General features: G+C 52.7%; 18 protein-coding genes, 1 tRNA gene and 3 pseudogenes. 15 read left to right on the forward strand and 7 right to left on the reverse strand.

Annotation, left to right across the window (positions count from 1 at the left end; all coding sequences use genetic code 11):
- Positions 1-203, reverse strand: a pseudogene (locus JHD74_RS22570) (hydroxypyruvate isomerase); the annotation flags it as partial.
- A 183-nt stretch (positions 204-386) separates the two neighbouring features.
- Between JHD74_RS22570 and JHD74_RS22575 the strand changes: the two are divergent.
- Genes JHD74_RS22575 through JHD74_RS26685 form a run of 4 tightly spaced genes read left to right on the forward strand, consistent with a single transcriptional unit; the run spans position 387 to position 3929 of the window.
- Positions 387-905, forward strand: coding sequence for a sugar dehydrogenase complex small subunit (locus JHD74_RS22575; protein ID WP_199063540.1), 519 nt, complete (start codon positions 387-389; stop codon positions 903-905).
- Between the two features lie 26 nt (positions 906-931).
- On the forward strand, positions 932-2521 hold the full coding sequence (locus JHD74_RS22580; protein ID WP_024528086.1) for a GMC family oxidoreductase: 1590 nt from the start codon (positions 932-934) through the stop codon (positions 2519-2521).
- 2 nt (positions 2522-2523) lie between these two features.
- Complete coding sequence (locus tag JHD74_RS26680) at positions 2524-3261, forward strand: c-type cytochrome (protein WP_233169637.1); 738 nt, start codon at positions 2524-2526, stop codon at positions 3259-3261.
- Between the two features lie 41 nt (positions 3262-3302).
- The gene (locus tag JHD74_RS26685; RefSeq protein WP_233169638.1) at positions 3303-3929 is read left to right on the forward strand and encodes a cytochrome c; all 627 of its coding nucleotides are present in this window, start codon (positions 3303-3305) and stop codon (positions 3927-3929) included.
- Positions 3930-3993: 64 nt separating this feature from the next.
- On the opposite strand, the gene JHD74_RS22590 is transcribed toward JHD74_RS26685, so the two are convergent.
- Positions 3994-4302, reverse strand: a complete 309-nt coding sequence (locus JHD74_RS22590) for a monooxygenase (RefSeq protein WP_199063541.1) — start codon at positions 4300-4302, stop codon at positions 3994-3996.
- 295 nt (positions 4303-4597) lie between these two features.
- Here JHD74_RS22590 and JHD74_RS22595 point away from each other — a divergent pair.
- Positions 4598-4720: pseudogene (locus tag JHD74_RS22595) on the forward strand (LysR family transcriptional regulator); the annotation flags it as partial.
- 66 nt (positions 4721-4786) lie between these two features.
- On the opposite strand, the gene gadC reads toward JHD74_RS22595, so the two are convergent.
- Positions 4787-6325, reverse strand: a complete 1539-nt coding sequence (gene gadC, locus JHD74_RS22600; RefSeq protein WP_024528089.1) for a glutamate:gamma-aminobutyrate antiporter — start codon at positions 6323-6325, stop codon at positions 4787-4789.
- 101 nt (positions 6326-6426) lie between these two features.
- On the reverse strand, positions 6427-7827 hold the full coding sequence (locus tag JHD74_RS22605; RefSeq protein WP_024528090.1) for a glutamate decarboxylase: 1401 nt from the start codon (positions 7825-7827) through the stop codon (positions 6427-6429).
- Positions 7828-8317: 490 nt separating this feature from the next.
- On the opposite strand from JHD74_RS22605, the gene JHD74_RS22610 reads away from it, so the two are divergent.
- Genes JHD74_RS22610 through JHD74_RS22635 form a run of 6 tightly spaced genes read left to right on the forward strand, consistent with a single transcriptional unit; the run spans position 8318 to position 15260 of the window.
- Positions 8318-9784, forward strand: a complete 1467-nt coding sequence (locus JHD74_RS22610) for an amidohydrolase family protein (protein WP_199063543.1) — start codon at positions 8318-8320, stop codon at positions 9782-9784.
- A 32-nt stretch (positions 9785-9816) separates the two neighbouring features.
- Positions 9817-10137 carry a YtcA family lipoprotein gene (locus tag JHD74_RS22615; RefSeq protein WP_199063544.1) on the forward strand — a complete coding sequence of 107 codons (321 nt, stop codon included), beginning with the start codon at positions 9817-9819 and terminating at the stop codon, positions 10135-10137.
- Positions 10138-10148: 11 nt separating this feature from the next.
- Positions 10149-11198, forward strand: a complete 1050-nt coding sequence (gene mdtN / locus JHD74_RS22620; RefSeq protein WP_024528093.1) for a multidrug transporter subunit MdtN — start codon at positions 10149-10151, stop codon at positions 11196-11198.
- Positions 11188-13059 carry an FUSC family protein gene (locus JHD74_RS22625; protein WP_233169639.1) on the forward strand — a complete coding sequence of 624 codons (1872 nt, stop codon included), beginning with the start codon at positions 11188-11190 and terminating at the stop codon, positions 13057-13059. The genes mdtN and JHD74_RS22625 overlap by 11 nt, the downstream gene beginning before the upstream one ends.
- Positions 13056-14537: a TolC family protein gene (locus tag JHD74_RS22630; protein WP_199063545.1), complete on the forward strand. Its 1482-nt coding sequence runs from the start codon at positions 13056-13058 to the stop codon at positions 14535-14537. The genes JHD74_RS22625 and JHD74_RS22630 overlap by 4 nt, the downstream gene beginning before the upstream one ends.
- A gap of 45 nt (positions 14538-14582) precedes the next feature.
- Positions 14583-15260: an SDR family oxidoreductase gene (locus JHD74_RS22635; RefSeq protein ID WP_199063546.1), complete on the forward strand. Its 678-nt coding sequence runs from the start codon at positions 14583-14585 to the stop codon at positions 15258-15260.
- Between the two features lie 105 nt (positions 15261-15365).
- Here the strand turns inward: JHD74_RS22635 and JHD74_RS22640 are convergent, their stop codons facing one another.
- Together JHD74_RS22640 and JHD74_RS22645 are read right to left on the reverse strand one after the other, a co-directional pair.
- On the reverse strand, positions 15366-16688 hold the full coding sequence (locus JHD74_RS22640) for a 6-phospho-alpha-glucosidase (protein ID WP_024528097.1): 1323 nt from the start codon (positions 16686-16688) through the stop codon (positions 15366-15368).
- Positions 16685-18307 carry an alpha-glucoside-specific PTS transporter subunit IIBC gene (locus JHD74_RS22645; protein ID WP_199063547.1) on the reverse strand — a complete coding sequence of 541 codons (1623 nt, stop codon included), beginning with the start codon at positions 18305-18307 and terminating at the stop codon, positions 16685-16687. The genes JHD74_RS22640 and JHD74_RS22645 overlap by 4 nt, the downstream gene beginning before the upstream one ends.
- Before the next feature lie 295 nt (positions 18308-18602).
- Between JHD74_RS22645 and JHD74_RS22650 the strand changes: the two genes are divergently transcribed.
- Positions 18603-19316: a GntR family transcriptional regulator gene (locus JHD74_RS22650; protein WP_024528099.1), complete on the forward strand. Its 714-nt coding sequence runs from the start codon at positions 18603-18605 to the stop codon at positions 19314-19316.
- Positions 19317-19391: 75 nt separating this feature from the next.
- Here JHD74_RS22650 and JHD74_RS22655 read toward each other — a convergent pair.
- Positions 19392-19467 (reverse strand) — tRNA-Asn (locus tag JHD74_RS22655).
- 607 nt (positions 19468-20074) lie between these two features.
- Here JHD74_RS22655 and JHD74_RS22660 point away from each other — a divergent pair.
- The 3 genes and pseudogenes from JHD74_RS22660 to JHD74_RS22670 all read left to right on the forward strand — a co-directional run.
- Positions 20075-20491: a hypothetical protein gene (locus tag JHD74_RS22660; RefSeq protein ID WP_024485160.1), complete on the forward strand. Its 417-nt coding sequence runs from the start codon at positions 20075-20077 to the stop codon at positions 20489-20491.
- Positions 20492-20925: 434 nt separating this feature from the next.
- The gene (locus tag JHD74_RS22665) at positions 20926-22044 is read left to right on the forward strand and encodes a branched-chain amino acid ABC transporter substrate-binding protein (protein WP_021805814.1); all 1119 of its coding nucleotides are present in this window, start codon (positions 20926-20928) and stop codon (positions 22042-22044) included.
- 105 nt (positions 22045-22149) lie between these two features.
- A pseudogene (locus JHD74_RS22670) lies at positions 22150-22257 on the forward strand (branched-chain amino acid ABC transporter permease LivH); the annotation flags it as partial.
- Positions 22258-22439: the final 182 nt, after the last annotated feature.

Here is a 22439-nt window from a genome sequence, read left to right on the forward strand (position 1 = left end):
TGTTCATCGGTTAGATTGCCGCTGAGATAACCGGTCATTGAAGTGAAACGAGCTCCTGTCGCCACCAGTGCATCGATATCCTTATTGGCCCAGCTCCAGATTTCAACACCAAAGCCCAGTGCATGAATGCGCTCCACACGTTCGATAAAGGGTAAGTCCAAAAACACCATTTCTGCACAAACTGAGAGTTGATAGCTTGCCACTAGCGGTCTCCTAATTTATAGGGGGTATCTACAATTGGTCATCAATATACATGCCTAAGTTGTTTTTTAATGTCAAAAAAAGATAATTTCAACGTGGTCATAAATTTAGGGGAAAATTAATTTGTTTACATTGTAGAGTTATTGGAGGACATTCGCTGTACTTATTTAATCAGGCCGTAATTTATGTATTCGAGAAGGCGTTTTCTAACCGTAGGCGCTGCCCTGACGGGCTTTGCCGTATTCAAACCTTCCTTATCCTGGGGAAGAATGCCTAGTGAAAGCAGCGACGCTGCCATTTTTATTAAGCTTTCAGTGCTATTAACCAACGGAAAAAAAATGAACCCGGTAATAGCACTGCGTGCCTTGAATTGTTTGCAGGAAGAGGATCCTTCCTTTCAGGAGAAAATGCAGTTGCTGGCCAATGCGCTGAGCGTTGCCAATATTCTCTCGGCCGATGAGCTGAATAATCATTTGATTATGACTGCTCCCACTGGCGACACCGCCAAGAAAATCATTTCAGCCTGGTATCTTGGTTATACAGGAACACCCGTATCGCTACGGGCGTCAGATAACACGCGTTTCGTCAGCTATACCGATGCCTTTGCCTATGCTCCAACTTTGGACGCGACAGTGATCCCCACTTATTCCCGTGGCAAGACAAACTATTGGGTGCAGCCACCTATAACCCTCAACAGCGACTAGTTCCCGTTGAAAATAGGAGCAATATCATGAGTAAACACTATGATGCCGATGTGATTGTCATTGGCTCTGGCGCATTGGGTAGTAATGCCGCAACCTTGCTGGCCCGCAGTGGCAAGGCGGTTATTATTCTTGAGGCTGGAGAGAAAATACCGCGCTGGAAGATCGTCGAAAACTTCAGAAACTCATCGAAAAAATCCAATTATAACTCCCCCTATCCCAACGAACCTTGGGCCCATCACTCCTATGATGAACAATATATCGAGAATACCGGTTCCTTTGATTTCCGGCCCGGCATGCTGAAACTTGTGGGGGGGACAACCTGGCATTGGGCGGCCGCCTGCTGGCGCTATCTGCCTAGTGATATGAAGCTAAAAACATTGTATGGCGTGGGGCGTGATTGGCCGCTGGAATATCACGAGTTGGAGCCTTTCTACCACCAGGCCGAGGTGGCTTTGGGGGTTTGCGGCAGTGATACCGACGATCAGAGTGGGCAGGGCGGCAGCGCTTTTCCTCCGCGTTCACAGCCGTATCCGATGTTACCTGAAGGTGAAACCTACCTATTCCAGCGGCTGAAAAGCCGAATGGCTCCGGCTGGTTATCATTTCATCCATGAACCCAATGGGCGGGCTACTCGCCCGTATGATGGTCGCCCCGCCTGCAGCGGCAATAATAACTGTATGCCGGTCTGCCCGATTGGAGCCATGTACAGCGGTGATCAACATGCCCAACATGCGCAAGATGCCGGGGCGCGTTTATTGACGGATTCAACCGTGTGGAAACTGGAAAAAGGCGTTGATGACAAAATTGTCGCAGCTCATGTGCGCAGTTCTAAAGGTGTCGATACGCGGTTAACCGCAAAATACTTTATCGTTGCCGCACACGGGCTGGAAACGGCAAAACTGCTGTTAATGTCGGATATCGCCAACAGCTCCGATCAGGTGGGGCGTAATTTAATGGATCATACCGGCATGGGCTTGCAGTTTCTGGCCGATGAACCTCTCTGGCCGGGGCGAGGCGCCGTACAGCAAGGGGGAATATTCAACTCTCGCGACGGCGATTTTCGTAAAACAAGAGCGGCAATCAAGCACGCTATTGCTAACAATGTCCCCAATATGGCCGTAGCGCAACGTTTGATAGCTAAAGGCGTCATAGGTAGCGAACTGGACAAACAGATCCGCCATCAGGCGGCACGCTGGGTCGATATCTCAACGGTGTTTGAAACCCTCCCCCAGGCAAGCAATACCGTGCGCCCAAGTACCACACGCAAAGATGCATTGGGCATTCCGATGCTGACGGTGAATTACGAAGTCGATGACTATGTCAAAGCGGCAAAATCCGTGGTGGAGGCGGATTACAAAAGATTCGTCGCTCTGATGGGGGGCACCGTCATTAATGACAATACGGGCTGGCAAAACCGTGACCATTTAATGGGGACCGTCATTATGGGCGACAACCCAAAAGATTCAGTGGTAAACCACGAGTGCCGGTGCTGGGATCATAGCAACCTGTTTCTCGCGACGACTGGGGTGATCCCCGCTTCGGGAGTCGTCAATCCCACGCTGACGGGCGTCGCTCTGAGCATTCGCGCAGCTGAAATCATTGAGCGTGAGATTTGAATATGAAAATACTTTTCAGGTTTCTCGCTGTAACCGTGTTGTTTATTGGGTTTAGCCACTCTTTGGCTGTATTTGCCGCCGATAAGGCGTTGGTTGAGCGTGGGAGATATATTGCGATCGCTGCTGATTGCGGTGCCTGCCATCGTCAGGCTCTCAATAATGGCGTTCCGTTTGCTGGGGGATACGCGATCGAGTCACCGATGGGGCGTATCATTGCCAGTAATATTACCCCCTCGAAACAGTACGGCATCGGTAATTATAGCGAGCAGCAGTTTGCCAAGGCTGTGCGTGAGGGTATCGCCGCTGATGGCAAGAATCTCTACCCAGCTATGCCATACACTTCATATCGAGATATGACGACGGCGGATGTACAGGCACTTTATGCCTACTTTATGCAGGGGGTTGAACCCGCAGATATTCCGCCTTCAGCACGTACCGATCTGAGTTTCCCGTTTAATATCCGGCAGATTATGTGGGGCTGGAATCTGTTGTATCTCAGCGGCGTTTCCGCTGATAAGGCAGAGGCACATCCTGGTTCATTGGAGCGCGGTAAGTATTTGGTTGAGGTGTTGGCGCATTGCAGTGCCTGCCATACCCCACGCAATATCATGATGGCAGAGCAGAGCAGAGCAGTCTTAACCTTGCTGGTAGCCCGCTGGGTGGCTGGTACGCCCCTAATATTACCCCAGATAAGAGTGGCATTGGCGATTGGAGCCAACGGGATCTGGTCACCTACCTGAAAACCGGGCATCTGGTTGGCAAGGCACAGGCGGCAGGTGCGATGGCGGAAGCCGTTCAAAACAGCTTCAGCTTGATGACGGATGATGATTTGAATGCGATCGCTTCATGGGTTAAGCAGGTGCCAGCCATTCCTACGGCGGTTGCCGACATTGGGCTTCAATCGCCACGGGTTGATATCAACAGCGTTCTCACCGGGCGGGGAACCCTGACAGACAGCTCAACAACGGACGGCGCTAAACTTTATGAAAATGCTTGCGCGAGTTGCCATGGCCATGACGGTCAGGGAACCGACGATAACTTTTATCCCGCATTAACTCGCAACCGTGCGGTTTCCGCATTGGGTCCGCAGAATTTGGTGATGGTCATCGTGGAAGGTATCCAACGTAAAACCAGTCATTCTGATATCAGCATGCCCACATTTTCTGACCAGTTAAACAACGCGCAAATTGCCTCAGTCAGTAACTATGTTCGCAGTCGTTTTGCCGGTATTGACGACAAAGTGACTGCGCAGGATGTACAGACCCTTCGTGATGGTGGGGAGCCTCCGTTTATAATGCGATACATAAACTGGCTAATGACCGTAGGGATATTGGTGATGATAAGTTTGTTGGGCGGCTTCTGGTATTGGCGAAAAACAAGACGTTCAGGCAGACAGCAAATTCGCTGACTCAATCGGTGTCACCCCTTCCAAAAGGAAGGGGGACGCGCCAAATGACGGAGGTAGTACAAAATTAATCACAGCGCCCATGGTTGATTTTGGTCAGGGGAAGGTTGATGTCGAATATTTTCAGATGAATATTTTTAGCCCCCATCGCTTCAGCCCTTTTGACGTGGTGTTCGGCATATGTTTCGGCAAACGCTCGGTTTTCGAAAAAGTATATCCCTCCCGCCTCGCCAGTATGCTCATTCTCAGTCCAGATCTTGGAGATGAAACCCGGCTCTTGATTGATGCTTTCGGCCAGCGATTGCGCATTTTTGGACAGGGTTGCACCAAGCTGGTCGGCTGGGAAACTAAAATCAATCTGTAAAATGACACTCATGTCGTGATCCTTTTCGTGGCGAGTGGTTGTATATGAAACAGGGGTATTCCATGGTGCGTTCTGCAAGCTGGGGTAACTGCGCGTTGAGAAACCGCCCCTTTGGTTCATTGTGACATAAAGGTTTGGCTGAAGTCGTCGACTTGCAAGCCAACCTGGTCGCTGACCCTATGGTAAAACGCCTTGGTTTTGGGCGCTTCCCCCCTGGATTGGTTGAGACCGCGATCGTCATGATATTTGACAGCAAAAATTAATAAATAGACTATGAAAGTTAACTCTGTTCAATATTTGTGAACAAATGGACAAACTTGCAGCCATGGCCACTTTTGTCAACGTGGTTGAAACCGGGAGTTTCACCCGCGCGGCTATTGCCATGGGGCTTCCCAAAGCGCGGATCTCCCAGCGTATTAGCGATCTTGAGTGCGTCAATTAATCGGGGTGTAAAGAGGTGGATGGCGTTGCCGCACATCCACCCAATAATCGAGGATCAGTGAACCTTTTTACCATCAACAATGATGTGATGCGGGCTGCGAGCCTTCGGATGGATGAAGAAATGCCCTTCCTGAGCGCTATCCGTGCTGATTGGCACCAGCGTAATATTTTTCGCTCCAGCGGCTTTATTATGCAAGGCGTAAATAATGAAGGGGATTACCAGCACCACCAGGAAGCACACGACCAGTAAACCGGCGTAGACGTCGTTAGCTTCTCCACCCGGCAGCCCCGAAGGAGGGAAGAAGGAGACGACAAAGGCTACCAGAGAGGTCAGCAACCCAATGACCGCCACTGTAATTTTAACCCCATTGCCTCCCGGTATATTAAAGGTGCGCTTGTTATTCGGCTGCTTGCGGATCAGCTGGATATACGCCAGGAATAACAGGAAATAGCTGCAAAGATAAATCACTACCGTCAGCGCCAGCGCAATCAGGAACGACATGTTATTGCCCCCCCCGGTATTGGTCAGAACAATCAGTGCCACCGACGTGATGAGTAACTGGGAAATGACCAGCACCACCGGCACGCCGTTTTTGTTCATTTTGGCAAAGCGGGCAGGCAGGATCCCTTGTTGTGCTGTCACTAACATCCCGCGGGAAGGCCCGACTATCCAAGCGGCGATCTCAGCCAGCACCCCCAGAAGCAACAGCGCAGCGATGCCACGAATAGCCCATTCAAAGCCCGTCCCCAAATGATTGATCAGCACCGTGAAGGTTTGCATCACGCCCGCAGAGAGGTTGATTTGCTCATGGGGTATCACGGCGGCAATCGAGAGCCCGCCGACAGAACTCAGGCAAATCGCCGCAAACATCAACAGCAGCATGGCAAGCGGATAATCGCGGCCCGGATTTTTCATTTCATTGACGTGGGTAGCCGATGCTTCCACCCCCATATAGCTTAGGATGAAGGCCACAAACACCACTAACGTGCTCATGCTGGTGAAGTCCGGCAAGAAGGTTTCGGCATTCATTTCAATCGCAATGGGAGCACCAGAGCGCAGATAAGTGATGGCCAGGATCACCAGAATAGCGGCAGGCAGCAGAATACCGGCAAAAAAACCAATCTTGGCGATGCGAGCAGTATTTTTGGTGCCACCAAACTGAGTCAAGGCCAGGCCCCATAAAATAACCAGTGCGGCGACGGTTTTAACTATCGGATCGTTATTGAGTTCGGGCCAGTTAAGAATATAGGACAGTGCCCCTAGCACGAAGTAGAGCATCGGAATGAAGCCTATCGCGATTTGCAAATAGCCAAACGAAATAGCGGCAAACCCCCATTTCTCACCGAGGGTTTTAGAAACCCAGGTAAACACACCGCCCTCCTGCCAACCCTCGACCGTCGCCATTTCAGCGGCACACAATCCTACCGGAATGAACCACAACAAGCCGCCAAGGATCAGGAAGAAGGTCAGTGAAAAGCCAGAGGTTGCAAACGTTGGGTATTCGTAAACCGCCATTACCATTGATGCCGTTATGGCAAAAAAGCCCAACAGCGTGAGTTGTTTTGGCGCAGCTATTATTTGAGTGGTAGCCATGGCAATTCTCCTGGGACAAGCGAAGGTGCTTGCCAGTTGATTTCTTATGGTTAACAGGAGTGGCGAGGAGCAAGCCACTCCATTAACAGGTCAGATGCGGATCAGCCGTGGTTAAAACCGGCCGCTTCATCTTCCGAAAGTGGATTAACGACCGGATGACTTTCGAAATGCTCAAGTGCTCGTTTCAGATCGTCAAGCAACAGACTACCCAGGTCAAAACTCACCCCGTGGCGGACTAGAATACGCTGGATCACCAGATCTTCCCGATTGGCTGGCATGGAGTACGCAGGTACCTGCCAGCCGCGCGAGCGTAATTTATCGGCGAGGTCATACAGCGTGTAGCCACCGATGTTGGCACCTTCTTTCAGTTTCCAGGCCAACGCCGGGATGCCTTTACCACTGTCGCCATCAAACAGGATTTCAAACGGACCGAGCTTACCGATCTCGTCGGCAAGATACTGGGCCGTGGCATAGCAAGCGTTATGGACTTTGGCGTAGCCTTCGCGACCAAGGCGTAAGAAGTTGTAGTACTGGGCGATGATCTGCCCACCAGGGCGTGAGAAGTTGAGCGCAAAGGTAGGCATATTGCCGCCAAGATAGTTGACGTTGAAAATCAGCTCTTCGGGCAAGTCCGCCGCTTCACGCCATACCACCCAGCCTGCACCCAGAGGGGCCAACCCAAATTTGTGGCCTGAGGTATTGATGGATTTTACGCGTGGCAGGCGGAAATCCCATTCCAGCTCAGGGGCACAGAATGGGGCAAGGAAACCGCCACTAGCACCGTCGACATGGATGGGAATGTCCAGGCCGGTCTGCTGCTGGAGTTTATCGAGCGCGTCGCTGACCGCTTTTACCGGCTCGTACTGGCAGGTAAAGGTCACTCCGAGGGTGGGTACTACACCGATGGTATTTTCATCGACTCGTTTCAGTACCTCTTCGGGGTTCATGATCAGGCGATCGCCTTCCAGAGGGATTTCTCGCAACTCTACATCGAAATAACGCGCGAATTTGTGCCAGCAAATTTGCACCGGCCCGCAGATCATATTGGGTTTATCGGTTGATAGACCCTGTGCGGCACGTTTTTTGCGCCATTGCCATTTCAACGCCAACCCACCCAACATAGCGGCTTCTGACGAGCCAATGGTGGAGCAGCCCAGCGTGGTGCCCGGCGACGGCGATTTCCACAGGTCGGCCAACATGCGCACGCAGCGGGCCTCAATTTCGGCCGTTTGTGGATACTCGTCTTTATCAATCATATTTTTGTCGATGGACAGATCCATCAGGTCGCGAATTTCTTCATCAACCCAGGTCTGACAGAATGTCGCCAGGTTTTGCCGTGAGTTACCGTCTAACATTAATTCATCGCGGATGGCACTAAATACGTGGCGAGGATTTCGCTCTGCGTCTGGAAACCCAGATTTCGGTAGTGAAATGGCTAAGTCGATCGAAGAATAAACATCATCATTAACATTGCTGTTATTTTTCTGGTTGCTGTTACTCATAAAAAACCTCTTGATTTCTATATGTCAATATACTCGGCAGGACCATGTAAAACCGCCCCCTGTGCTCTACTAACGCCATCAAGTCTTGGCGTTAATTCTAGAACATTTTCTGGAAAAGATAGGAAATTAACTTAAATATAGAAAATTTCCAGTAAAATCAGTTAGAAGGAGGCTTTGCTTGTTGAGCGTTTTGCCAGTGTTTTTTAAGCAAGGGTGTGGTGATTCATAGATCTAGTCGCACTCGGATTTTTATGAAAGTAATTTAATCATTGTTACGGCATGGTTATAATAACATTAAATCTGTTAATGAGACTTTTCTCTCTATTGATAAGCTAATTCCCATATTATCCACTGCAACCTAATGGTTTATTAATGAGGATATAAAATTATTGAAAAATAAAGCATTGTGAGGATTACGTTCTACAATTACTCTAAACAAAATCTGCAGTTACCCGCGAAGTCGGTTTGATTTGATAAGGAGTGATGAGTTATGCAGCAAAAAACCATGTTTCTGCCTGCCTGCGAACATTCTGAGGCATGTCTATGCCACAGCCCGGCATTTATACGCATTAATACGGTGCTAACCCGCCAGGCGGCGAAAGCGCCGCCGATAACGACAGCCACGGTCGCAGCAGCAATACCCGCAGTGCAATCCACACATTCCAATACAACCGCCAGCGCTACGCAGCTAAAAGTGTTTATCAACGTACGAATTTTTGACGGGGTTTCTGACCAACTGCGCGAGGGGATGCAGGTTATCGTTGAAGGCAACAAAATCCAATCGATTGAACCCGCTGATACGGCTCCGCCTGCGGAAGCAATAGTTATAGACGGCAACGGTGGCGTGCTGATGCCCGGCCTGATTGATGCGCACTGGCATGCCATCATGGCTCGCCCTTCCATGATGACGGCGATGACGGCCGATTTTAACTATATCCAGGCGCTGGCGATTGCCGAAGCGCAAGCAACGCTGCTGCGTGGGTTCACCACGGTCCGCGATATGGGCGGGCCTGTGTTTGGCCTGAAACGCGCGATTGATGAGCAGATTACGGTTGGCCCGCGCATTTACCCGTCCGGGGCGTTCATTTCCCAGACCGGCGGCCACGGTGATTTTCGCATGCTCAGTGAAGTCCCACGCGCCCCTGCGGACTCTTTGAGCTATATCGAGAGGGTGGGGATAACCGCCATTGCCGATGGTGCCGACCAGGTGTTGCTACGCGCCAGGGAACAGTTGATGAGAGGGGCTTCTCAGATCAAATTTATGGCCGGTGGCGGAGTAGCCTCGCTCTATGACGGCATCGACGTGACGGAAGGCTCCGTGCCCGAAATCCAGGCGGCGGTGACCGCTGCGGAAAATTGGGGTACCTACGTGACCGTTCACGCCTACACGGCCCGTGCAGTTACCATGGCAATCAAAGGCGGCGTGAAATGTATCGAACACGGCCAGTTGGTGGATGAACAGACCGTGGAGCTCATGGCGCAACAGAATCTGTGGTGGTGCCTGCAACCTTTCCTGGACGATGAAGATGCCGTACCTATGGCGAATCCGGCCTCACGCGCCAAGCAACTGGTGATGTCCGCTGGAACCGATAACGCCTACCAACTGGCGAAAAAGCACCACATAAAAACTGCCTGGGGTACCGACACACTCTTCGACGCCCGGCTTGCCACACGTCAAGGGGCACAGCTCGCCAAGCTGATCCGTTGGTATACGCCTCTCGAAATTCTTAAAATGGCAACCAGCGTTAATGCTGAACTTTGCGCGCTCTCCGGCCCACGTAACCCTTATCCCGAGAAGCTTGGGGTGATAGAAGCAGGCGCTCTGGCCGATATGATCATCGTCGACGGCGATCCGCTAACGGATATTCAACTGCTCGCCCAGCCTGAGGACGCGTTCCAGATGATCATGAAAAATGGGCAAATTTATAAAAATACGCTGGAAAACAGCGCGGTTTAGTACAGCGCCGCAATGCGGTTTTGGGAGATAAAATGGCAAGCGCACACTCTTTTCGTCAGCGCCGGGAGCCTTTGTTTTTTCGTTCAGGCCATACGCGCTATGGAGCGTTGGCCTTATTGCTGGTCAGTACCTTTAGCCTCATCGGGTGTCGTGACTTTGGTGCGCCAGCATTTTCCTTGCTCGGCTCTTATTTCCCTGCCTGGTTAGCCTGTGCAGGGATTGGCCTTATGGTGGCGGTAGGGGCTCGCATTCTGCTGATTTTTGCAGGAATTGACGAAGTCCTGCCGTGGCGACTCTTCGTCTATACCTGCCTGGCGCTCGCCGTAGCATTTATGTCATTGCTTTTATTCTAAGTGCGCTAAAAATGAACAGGTTAAAACAACAGGGCAATAAACGTCGGATAGCGATCGTCATCGGGGTGGTTATCGTTATTGCTGCCGCTATTTCAGGGTGGTTGACGCTGCGTCAAAACTCGTTAAATCCCACGTCGCAAGATACGGTCATCGGTGCCAGCGTGGTGAACGTCAGCAGCTCCGTTCCTGGGCGTATCCAGTCAATTAACGTAACAGAAAACGGCAAGGTCCAACGGGGTGAGGTGATGTTCACCCTCGATCCGACGATTTACCGTTTGCGGGTCGAGCAGGCGCGGGCGGAACTGCAGATGGCGCAAGCTGCCTGGGATACGCAGCACCGCACGATGATCGCAGAACAATCTAACGCGGCGATCACCGATGAGCAGGTTAACCGGGCGCGGGCCAACCTTAAGCTGGCAACTCAGACGCTGGCACGCATTCAGCCGCTGCTGGGCAAGGGCTATGTCACCGCCCAGCAGGTTGATGATGCCCAGACCGCCAAACACGATGCGGAAATCAGCCTGAAACAGGCGCTGAAGCAAACCGTCGCTTCACAGGCATTAATCAGCAGCGCTGCGGAGTCTGAGGCCTTGCTCGGCGCACGCCGCGCCGCATTGGCCATTGCCGAACAAGAGTTGGAAAATACCCAGATACGAGCGCCGCACAATGGCCTGGTGGTGGGGCTTAATGTTTCGGCGGGGGAATTTGTGATGCCGGACCAGGCGGTATTTACGCTGATTAATAGCGACCACTGGCACGCCTCTGCTTACTTTCGCGAAACAGAGCTGGCGCACATCAAACCGGGGGATTGCGCCACGGTCTATGTCATGGCCGATCGCCAGCGTGCGATTCAGGGCAGAGTGGAAGGCATTGGCTGGGGGATCAGCTCTGAGGAGCAGTTTAACATTCCGCGTAATCTGCCTTATGTCCCAAAATCGCTGAACTGGGTGCGGGTCGAACAGCGTTTCCCGGTGCGGATCAACCTTAAAGATCCGCCGGCTGAGTTGATGCGCATTGGTGCCAGCGCGGTGGCAATCGTACGAGACGACCATGGTTGCTGACAGCCCTTGGGGCAGAATGCTGCGCCAGGTGAAGCGCGATTTGGCCTATTTCCCTGGCCGATTGGCGATGGCCTGGCGGGTCGGTGCGCTTTGTGCGCTGATGACGTTGGTTGCCATGCTGTACGGTATCCCCGAATCAGCGATTAGCTGCTATCTGATTTTGTTCGTGATGAAACCAGACGCCGCCGAAAGTATGGCGATGGCCATTGCGGTGACCCTGCTCGTTTCCGTGGTGGTGGGGCTGATCTTGCTGATCCTGCCTTATACCCTGGAATCTGCGCCTTTACGCATGGCGGTGCTGGTCCTTAGCTCGTTTGCCTTTCTCTGGCTAGGCTCGGCGAGCAAACTCGGGCCCGTGGGCAGCATTATTGCGCTGGTGATCGCTTTTATCATGTCGCTGCTTGGCGATGCGCCGAATGGAGAGTTGGCGGTACGCGCGGTACTGTATGCCTGGCTGATGGCCGCATCACCGATGCTGCTATTAGTGGCATTTAATCTTTTCATCGGGCGGCCACCCTGGAAACTGTTACGCGCAAGTCTGGCAGAGCGCTTAGAGGTTGCCGGTGCGGCATTACGCCACCCGGATGCCCCCAGCCTGCGTAAAGTGGAGGAGCTGCTGCGGGAAGGGCAGAGCGAACATCAACAGCGGGCTATGCTCGTGCGCATTTTCCATCTGCGGCCTGCCGCAGAGGCCGCCTGGCTAACCGCCGCTGTCAATAGCAGCTATCGGTTACTGTTGGCAATTTCAGCCCTCAATAAAACCGTACCGGCGTTAACTCGCCCTGAACTGGCAGACTGGTGCAGTTCTGCCGCCGAGGCCGTTACCACAGGCCAGGTGGTTGAACCCCCTGCGTTTAATCAGAGTGGGAAAAATGACGAAGTCACCCACGCGCTGGTGCAACTTGCAACGCCAGATAACGCGGTAGACACCAGTGCGCCAAAAGCCTCGTTTTTAGCCGCAGACGCCTTTACCAATCCCGTCCATCAGCAATTTGCCTTAAAGACCACGGCGGCCAGCGTGATCTGTTATCTCGTCTATACCGCACTGGACTGGCAAGATATTCATACCGCCATGATCACCTGTTATGTCGCTGCGCTCGGCACGGCGGGGGAGACGGTACACAAGCTGACGCTGCGCATCGTTGGCTGCCTGATAGGCGCATTGATGGGCGTGCTTTCGCTGATTTTTATTGTTCCGTCGCTGAGTGATATCGGCCAGTTAATGGCGCTGGTGTTCGGTGCGCTGCTGCTCAGTGCCTGGGTATCGAGTGGCAATGAGCGGATTGCCTATGCGGGAATACAAATCGGACTGGCATTTTTACTGACCGTGTTACATGGCTTTGGGCCGAGTACGGATTTGGGCGTCGCGCTCGACAGGGTGCTGGGGATCTTGCTGGGGAATCTGGTGGTGTATTTATTATTCACCTATGTTTGGCCCGTCGCCATTGCTGATTTTGTCCGCACTCGCATCCGCAGCCTGGTCACGGGATTAAGCAATCTGGCCGCATTGGCACCAACAGAACGCCCGGCAGCGATAAGACAGGCGGCAGCAGTTGAAGAAGAACTGACTACGGCACGGGAGGCGCTAAGGCTGGTTCCTTTTGAACCAAGATCGCTACGCCCTTCTCCCGAAGAATACCGGCGTCTGCAAGCTATCCTTGGCGAAATGGAAAACCTCTGTCCGGCGCTGTTTTTGCCCTTTGATAAGTCCTCCTCCGATGTGGAACGGCTCAGCCGACTTTCCTCGAGCGGTGGAGTGATTAATCCCTCAGTACCAACAGGAAGCAATAACGGTTTGCCACTCGCCGTTGAACTTGAGATCCAACAAAGCATCAGGCGACTTGAGGAACTTCTCGGATGAAGCCGCGCACTCAGACTTTCAAAATACGAACTTTCAGCACGGCAGTGGGGCTGTGTCTGTTAGCAGGCTGTGCCACGGACCAATTGGCGTTGGCCCCGGCTAGTCCTTCCTCTCCCTGGACACCTGACGGCATCAGCAGTCATGAATTTGCTGTTCCGGCCAACCCGGCGGTAGCGGAACTTCCTGCACCACCTGCGATCAACCAGGAACAGGTCTACCAGTTACCCGAGCTTATCGACATCGCCCAGATGCAAAACCCGGATACTCGCATCGCCTGGCAGCAGGCGCGGCAGGCTGCGCTGGGCGTAGGTATGGCTGAGGCGACATTTTTGCCGATGATTTCAGCCAGCGTGATCGGCGGCTATCAAAGAACGCGCACGCCGCTGCCTTATGACATTGGCGGCCAACACGATCTGGATACCACCGGCAGCGCGGTTGTACCGGCACTGGCATTGCAGTGGTTAATCTTCGATTTTGGTCAGCGTAGCGCTTTGCAACAGGCGGCCAAGCATACCTCCTATGCCGCCAACGTCGCCTTTAACGGCATGCATCAAAAGATTATTTACGATGTTACGCGCAGCTATTACCAATACGGTGCGGCCCAGTCACGCCGCAAAATAGCGCAGGAGACGCTGCGCAATAGCCAGAAAATCCTCGATGCTGCCTTGGCGCGAAACAAAAATGGCGTCGCGACAACGGTGGAAGTCGCGCAGGCACGCCAGCAGGTCGCGCAGTCGGAACTGAATCGCGTTGTGGCACAGGGAACGGAACGTGACGCATGGCAGGCCTTACTGGCAGCCATAGGCATTTCTGCCTCATCGCAAATCAAAGTAGGCTATGCCGAGGATAAACCCTTGCCGCAGACGGCCAGTGCGCCAACCCAGCAGATGATTAAACTGGCGCTCTCCCAGCGGCCAGACGTATTGGCAACTTATGCTGCTGCTCAGGCCGCAACCGCAGGCATCAAGGCGGCAGAGGCGGACTTCTTGCCTAAGGTCTATCTCGCCAGCGCGGTCGCGGGTGGCGATGGGCGCTTTGATATGCAGGGATTGCCGCCTATTGGTCAGCAAACGTCCTCCTCTAGCATTCTCTTGGGCGTTACCGTACCGCTTTACGATGGTGGAATACGAGCTGCCCGTGTGAAAGAGGCCGAATCACGTGCTGCCGTGGCAAACGAGACTTTCCAAAAGACGCAGGAGGCTGCGGTTCGAGAGATTATCGTGGCTGCCGATACGTTACAATCTGCGCTAGAAGCCAACCAGGCAGCATTGAACCTGGTAAAAACCGCGTTTATTACCTACGACGCCGCGCTGGAGTCTTATCGCAACGGCGTAGGGACCATCACCGTGGCTAACGAAGCAGCCAATGGTCTGCTCTATGCGCAACAGATGAGTACCGATGCTCACGCTGCGGCACTGATCGCGGCGGCTAATTTAGCCTTTGTGATGGGCAAAATGACCCACGTGGACCCAGAGTAATTCAAGGGTGGTAAGCCGACAGCTATCGACATAAGGAAGAAAATCATGACATCTCCATTCTCGGCACTGATCATCGGTGCGTCACGCGGAATAGGTTTAGGCATTGTCAGACAGCTATCCATCCAGGGTTGGCAGGTAGTTGCAACCTGTCGCGGTGCGGTGCCTGCCGATAGCCCGGCTGATACGCAATGGCTGAAGTTAGATATCAATCATCAGGATGAAAGGATTGCCCTGAAAGAGCGGCTGTCGCCGCAACAATTCGATCTTATCTTTATCAACGCAGGTGTTTACGGGCCAGCCCATCAGGACGTTGCCCAGGCGAATGACGATGAGATCGTTCAACTGTTTATGACCAATACCTTTTCCCCGGTTCGCTGTGCGGCAGCGTTAATACCGCTGGTGAAACCGCACACCGGCGTGATGGCGTTGATGACATCGGAGCTGGGCAGTTTAAATGAGAACGACGCGGCGACCTATCCGCTGTACGCCGCCAGCAAAGCGGCTCTGAATATGTTAACGCGTGGGTTGCGTGATACCGCCGCACGGCGGGAGTTGACTTTGCTGTCGGTGCATCCAGGCTGGGTACAAACGGATATGGGCGGAACGAATGCCACGCTGACTGTCGAACAAAGCTGCTCTGGCATTGTGAGCCAGGTGCTGGCCTGGCGAGGCAAAGGAGGGCATCACTTTATTGACTATGCAGGCAACGTGCTACGTTGGTAAAACGCGGTTTTGTAGGGGCGCTGCTGCGCCCATTTAACTCCTGTTCCAATCTTCCCCTCCTCGGCCTTTACAGGGATTAAGGGAGGGGAATAACGCTATCCTTACTTACTTCAACTCAGGCCAGTAGTCCTTGTTCGCCTCAATCAAGTCATCAAGTATCGCTTTGGCAACTGATGCGCTGGGTACGGTTTTCGACAGCGTAATGGCTTGCCACAGTTTCTGATAAGAACGCTGTTCCCAGGCATCGACCACCAGTTTTTCTACCGCCACCTGCTGGCTCATCAGCCCTTTCTGGAATTGCGGGATATTGCCAACCACCAGCGGTTGCGGGCCACTTTTGCCAACCAGACAGGGGATCTCGACCATGGCTTCCGGATCGAAGTTATTAATAGCGCCGTTGTTTGGCACAATCAACAGCATGCGCTCCTGGGTGTTGAAGGCGATGGCGGTTGCCAGATCGACGATGTAGGAGGCATGCTCGTCAATTTCCAACTCGCCTGCCGAGGATTTACCCGCCTGGATAATGGCATTACAGGAGCCGAAGACGTGCTTCTCGCGGTGATCCATGACTTCGTTAGCGCGGGTACGCTCCGGGTTGGAATGCTCTACTACGTAGTCCGGGAACAGATAGTATTTCAGGTAGGTATTTGGGAAGGTTTCTGGATCCAACGCCCAGACATCTTTCGCTTTGGCAAAGGTGTCATTCCAGCTAGCCTCCGTACCATGTTCATCTGATGGCGGAACGTAGCCAAATTTAGCCACGTATTCGCGGATTTTAGGCATCAAGTCGTTGCCCTGAAGATCCTCAATAGACGTCCACCAGCCGAAGTGGTTAAGCCCGTAGTAACGCACGCGCATCTCTTTGCGGTCTTTCAGGCCAGCAATTTGCGCCATGCGGCTTTCAATGCCGATTGGCATATCGCAGATGTTGAGAATTTTCGCCGTTGGGCGCAAACGACGGGTTGCTTCTGCCACAATCGCCGCCGGGTTGGAATAGTTCAGCATCCAGGCGTTTGGCGAGTATTGCTCCATGTAGTCGGCAATTTCCAGCACGCCGCCGATGGAGCGCATACCGTAAGCAATTCCCCCTGGCCCGCAGGTTTCCTGGCCAAGCACGCCGTGGCGCAGAGGGATTTTTTCGTCTTTTTCACGCATCGGGTATTTGCCCACGCGGATGTGCGCCATCACGAAATCCACATCGGTAAATGCCACTTTGGGGTCGGTGGTGTAGCTGAATTCGATGTCTGGCGCCTGCTCTTTCAGGATAATTTTGCACGCTTCGGCAATGGTTTCCTGGCGCGCACCATCGTTATCATAGAATTTCAAGGCGCGCAGCGGGAAACGATGCTGGTTTGCCAGTAACATCAGTACGATACCAGGAGTGAAGGTGCTACCACCGCCAGCTACAACTACAGAGAATTTATTCATGATACTGCCTCCGTCATGGATTTAAGTTCGCTCGAAGAAGCGTCTTTCATCAGGTTTTCGATCTGGTCGCGGACCTGCGGGACGTTCAGCCCCACAATTACCTGTATACCGTTGCCGCGTCGCACCACACCGTGGGCACCCAGCGCTTTAAAAATGTCGTCGCTTTGCGTCAGCGACATATCCACCAGGACAATACGCAGGCGGGTCGCACAGTTGTTAACGCTCAGGATGTTGTTGGTTCCGCCAAGTGCTTCGAGAAAACCGGCAGCCTGGCCTTGTTTGGCTTCTTTCGCGGCCGCTGCCGTAGTTTGCTGGCGTGATGCTTGATAGTCCGCCTTGCTGTAGAGCTTGATTTCAGCCTCTTCGCGGCCCGGCGTTTTCAGATTGAAACGTAGAATCAAGGTGCGGAACACCAGGAAGTAGATACCGGTAAAGGCAAGTCCAATGCCAATCTGAATAAACATCATTGATGCGTGGTTGTGGAACATCGGGATCCAGTTTTGCGGCAGGAATTGGTCAAGCAGACCGCCGCCCATGTTGCCCACCACGCCGCACATATACATGACCGTCGCCATGGTAGCGGCCAGAAATGCGTGGACGACAAACAGCACCGGCGAGATAAACAGGAAGGTAAATTCGAGTGGTTCGGTAATGCCGACCAGCATCGCCGTTAACGTGGCGGGGATCAGCAGGCCTGCCACCTTCACTCGATTTTCAGGTGAAGCGGTGGCGTAGAGAGCCAGCGCAATCCCCAGACAGCCAAACACCTTCGAGTTACCGTGCAGCGCAAAGCCACCTTCTGGGAACAGCGTTTTCAGCGGCAGCGTACTCTGACTGAACTCCTGCAAATGCTGCGCCCAGTAAACCTGAATTCCGCCTTCCACGACTGCCGGGCCAAAGACAAATGGACCATAGATGAAGTGATGTAACCCCGTTGGGATCAGGATGCGCTCAAGGAAGGTGTAAACCCACACGCCGAGCGATCCCGCGCTGCGCAGGAATTCCTGCAGTGATTCAATCCCCATCTGTACTTTTGGCCAGCCGAACAGGGTTAGCCACGCGCAGGGGATCATGACGAAGAAGGCAACAATGACGACGAAAGAGCTGCCCTGGAAAATACCGAGGAAAACGGGAAGTTGTTTATCGAAATAGCGGTTATGGATAGCGGTGACCAATCCGGAAATCACAATCGCACCGATAATACTGGTATCGAGCGTTTTGATGCCGGCAATCATCGTGAGCCCGGTTCCCGCCACCGGGTCAACGTTAAAATCAACGCCAAAGTACTGGCCCCAAGTCATTCCCATTGCGTTGATGAAGTAGTTCCAGGTCATGAAACTGACTAGTACGGCCAGGCAGGCGCGGCCCTGAGCCTGTTTTGCCAGGCCAATCGGTAAACCCACGGCGAAAATCAGTGGCATATTACGAAATACCGTCCAGCCGCCTTCTTCAATAATGTGGACGATTTGCGCAAATAAGTTATCGGGTGCAGTGAGCGCTTCGCCGACAAACATCGGGTTGCGCAGCATAATGGCGATACCGACCACAATCCCGGCAAACGGGAATAGCAGGACCGGGGTAAACATTGCGCCACCAAAACGTTGTATTTGACTGAGCATTTTAAATCCTCATGTAACAACCTGTAGGGGAAGTGACCTTATTCTTTAACGCGGGTCTGAGAAGCAGAGTAGGGAGTACGTGAGGGGTTATCTTTGTCCGTCGCACCGATTCGTGATCGCATTCATGGTTTTTGTTTGCACCAAGTTGTCTACTTTTCGTCATAAAACTGTACACGACGATTTCACTTGAAATTTTCACCTGATGAGGTTGTTTGCAACTTCAATAAAAACAGCCTATTAACTTATAGGACGTGGATTATTTAAGCGCAGTGCGAAGCTTCAGAGAGGTCTATCAGTGATCTACAAATCCATAGCCGACAGGCTACGCATTCGGCTCAATTCCGCCGATTATCATATTGGCAGCCCATTGCCTGCGGAGGTTCGCCTGGCGGAAGAGTTTGGCGTCTCGCGTATGACCATTCGCAAGGCGATAGATCTGCTGGTGGGGTGGGGATTGGTGGAGCGTCGCCACGGTAGCGGCACTTATGTCGCGAAGAAAGACGTACATCATGAAACCACCAACCTGACCGGATTTATCGAGGTGATGCGCAATCAGGGTAAGGAAGTGGTAAGCGACGTGCTGGAGTTTACTATTATGCCCGCGCCACCCGCTATCGCTAGCCAGCTGCGCATCAAGATTGATGAACGGATCTACTACTCGCGACGGGTTCGTTCGGTGGACGGCAAGCCTCTGATGGTCGAAGACAGTTATATGCCCGCGAAGCTCTATCGCAATTTGTCCGTTGCCCACCTGGAGGGGTCAAAATTCAGCTATATCGAAGATGAATGCCACATCATCGTGCGCGGCAATTATGAGAGCCTCACGCCTGTACTGGCCGATAGAAAGATGGCGAAGCTGCTGAATGTCGATGAGCTGACACCTATTTTGCGCATCACCTCGCTGTCATACAGCGACAGCGGCGATTTCGTGAATTACTCGGTGATGTTCAGAAATGCCAGCGAGTACCAGGTGGATTACCATTTACGGCGGGAGCATGTGAAAGTATAGGAAATAGGGTGGCTGCTGAGACGCCGTTGAAAAGCAAAAAGCCCGCTTAGTTGCCTAAGCGGGCTTCTCTAAATATGGCTCCTCTGACTGGACTCGAACCAGTGACATACGGATTAACAGTCCGCCGTTCTACCGACTGAACTACAGAGGAATCGTGTGAACGAGGCGAATAATAGCGAGGCGTATTGGGTTTGTCAAAGCACTAAAGTGAGGGAAAAGTGCGTTTGCTGTCAGATTGAGCATATTGGCTCGTTTTTCGGCACTTTGCTTTGGTTAACAACGCGTAAAATGCGGAACCATGAGGAAAAGATTAGCGCGTTCAACATGCAGCTTAGCGAGCATGACAGAATGCTAAGTAGCACCGTCATAAAGCGATCCCACAAAAATACTACTCATCGAATATAAATTAATCAGAAGGGAACTCAACGCCATCAGGATGATGACCACCAGTGAAACCCAGGAATATCTGCTTATTTTTTACCAAACTGTGATCGAGATTGTTTTTTTAGTTTTCAGCTTCCGGGGGCTTGGTTTTTTTAATAAAGTTGATGTAAATCAAAACAATAGGTTGGAGCATCTGACGATAAGTGATTTTTTTTAAGATTCTTCTATGTTACTCTGGCGGGCATTCTTTGCTGATACCAGTAATGAAGCTCTCGCAGATCTTGTCAATGCTTGCTTTATTACTCTATGCTACGCCAAGCCATTTTTATAGCGGTAAACCACGCCGTTCCTTTGTTTCCCGGAGTTTTTTAGTAATGAAAAAAACAATCGCCATAGCCGCATTGTGTGTGTTGCTGGCAGGGTGCCAGACTGCGAAAACCAAACCTGCCACCGCCGCCGGTGTCCCTGCACCAACCCCAGTTACACCAAGCGCTACCGTTACGCAGCCAGCTCAACCGATGGCTTCTGTCGGTACCGATGACATCATGTATCCCTGCATGAAAGAGCTGAATGCTCTGCAACAGGTTAGCCCGCGGTTGTATCAAACCCGCAGCGTAGAATTGAACGATATCGTGGCGCAGGCCAAGCTTTACATGCGTATTCGTGACAACGTCAGCACCGACATTCATCAAATCATGGATGCCGCCTATCAGTTCCGCATTGCCAAAACCTGTAACCGTATCAGCACTGACCTGACCAATGCCTTGATTGAGCGTGTGACTGGCGCCTGACGCGCATACCTCGTATTCAGATATTCCGGGAATACATGGTTGTTGTACCAGAAACGCTCTCTTAGGGAGCGTTTTTGTTTTCTGCTCATCCAAAATGCCCTCCAGTTGCACCAGCAAGGTGCGCCAACAAATTCCCCTTATTCTTTTCTAACGCTCGTTGCCTGCCAAAACCAGTGAACCTCCTCATTTTTACGGCTGAGAGCGCCAGCAACTCGGCCCTATTTTTGTATGCGCCGTCACAATGGCTAGATTTTTGCTTGGATAAACGCGGGTAAATCGGTTGCGCTCTCGCGCAAATTATTTTCCCCGACTACACATAAAGTGACTGCTCCACGTCATTTACCCGTCGTCCTGCAACTGCCGCCGTTATTGGCTGCAATTTGCACCTGGCCGGGTCTACGGTCTTTCGCTAAAACAGTGCTGAGGAATGCAAAATGTCATTGAGATTGCTAAAAACCCCGCTTGCTGCTCTGCTTATTGGTTGTTTTAGTACGGCTTTTTCTGCACATGCCGATATCGTGATTGGCGTCGCCGGGCCATTCTCCGGCCCAAATGCTACCTATGGGGATCAATACTGGCGTGGGGCCTCGCAGGCAGCCGCAGACATCAATGCGGCCGGGGGGATTAAAGGGGAAAAAATCAAGCTGGTGCAAGGCGATGATGCTTGTGAACCTAAGCAGGCAGTCTCGGTAGCTAACCGCCTGGTCGATCAGGATCACGTCGCTGCGGTGGTGGGGCACTTCTGCTCGTCTTCCACCATGCCCGCTTCGGAGGTGTATGACGAAGCCGGGATCATTGCTATCACACCCGGTTCCACCAACCCGCAAATCACCGAACGCGGCATGAATAACATGTTCCGCATGTGCGGCCGCGACGATCAGCAAGGGGTCATTGCCACCAATTACATGCTGGATACCCTGAAGGCGAAAAAGATTGCCGTCATCCATGATAAGGACACTTATGGCCAGGGCTTGGCAGATGCCGCCAAGGCAGAAATGAACAAACGTGGCGTGAAGGAAGTGATGTACGAAGGGCTGTCGCGCGGTGAGAAAGACTTTAACGCCCTGGTGACCAAAATCGCCTCGGTGGATCCAGACGTGGTGTATTTCGGCGGCTGCCATCCAGAGGCGGGTCCGTTGGTGCGCCAGATGCGTGAGCAAGGGGTGAAAGCTAAATTCTTCTCCGGCGACTGTATTGTTACCGAGGAGCTGGTAACGGCGGCCGGCGGGCCACAGTACACCACTGGCGTGCTGATGACCTTCGGTAACGATCCACGTCAGATCCCAGAAGGGAAAGCGGTGATTGCCAAGTTCCGCGAGAGTGGATTTGAACCAGAAGGGTACACGCTGTACTCCTACGCATCGATCCAGGCCATCGCCGCCGCGTTCAATGCCACCGGCGGTAAAGACAGCGCCAAGGCCAGCGAGTGGTTGAAATCTCACGATGTGGATACCGTGATGGGGAAAAAAGCCTGGGATAAAAAAGGTGACCTGAAGGTCTCAGACTACGTGGTCTACCAATGGGATGACAAAGGCAAATATCACCAGCTCTGATGTAAAGATCAACGGATCCGTACGTATGGCGGATCCGTTCCTTAACTTCCTTTGGGCCGCGTGGTGCTGAACTTGCGGCCCGCCCATCAGGTGAGATTGCTTATTATGGATGTATTCTTCCTGCAACAGCTGATTAACGGCCTGACCCTTGGCGCGGTGTATGGCCTGATCGCCATCGGCTACACCATGGTGTACGGCATCATTGGCATGATCCTGTCTCTTATACACATCTGACGCTGCCGACGATGCCAACTGGGTGTAGATCTCGGTGGTCGCGGTATCAGTAAAGAGGGGGGGGGGGGGGGGGGGGGGGGGGGGGGGGGGGGGGGGGGGGGGGGGGGGGGGGGGGGGGGGGGGGGGGGGGGGGGGGGGGGGGGGGGGGGGGGGGGGGGGGG

Origin of the sequence: Serratia sp. ASV30, assembly GCF_016428815.1 — a bacterium.
Taxonomy (GTDB): domain Bacteria; phylum Pseudomonadota; class Gammaproteobacteria; order Enterobacterales; family Enterobacteriaceae; genus Chania; species Chania fonticola_C.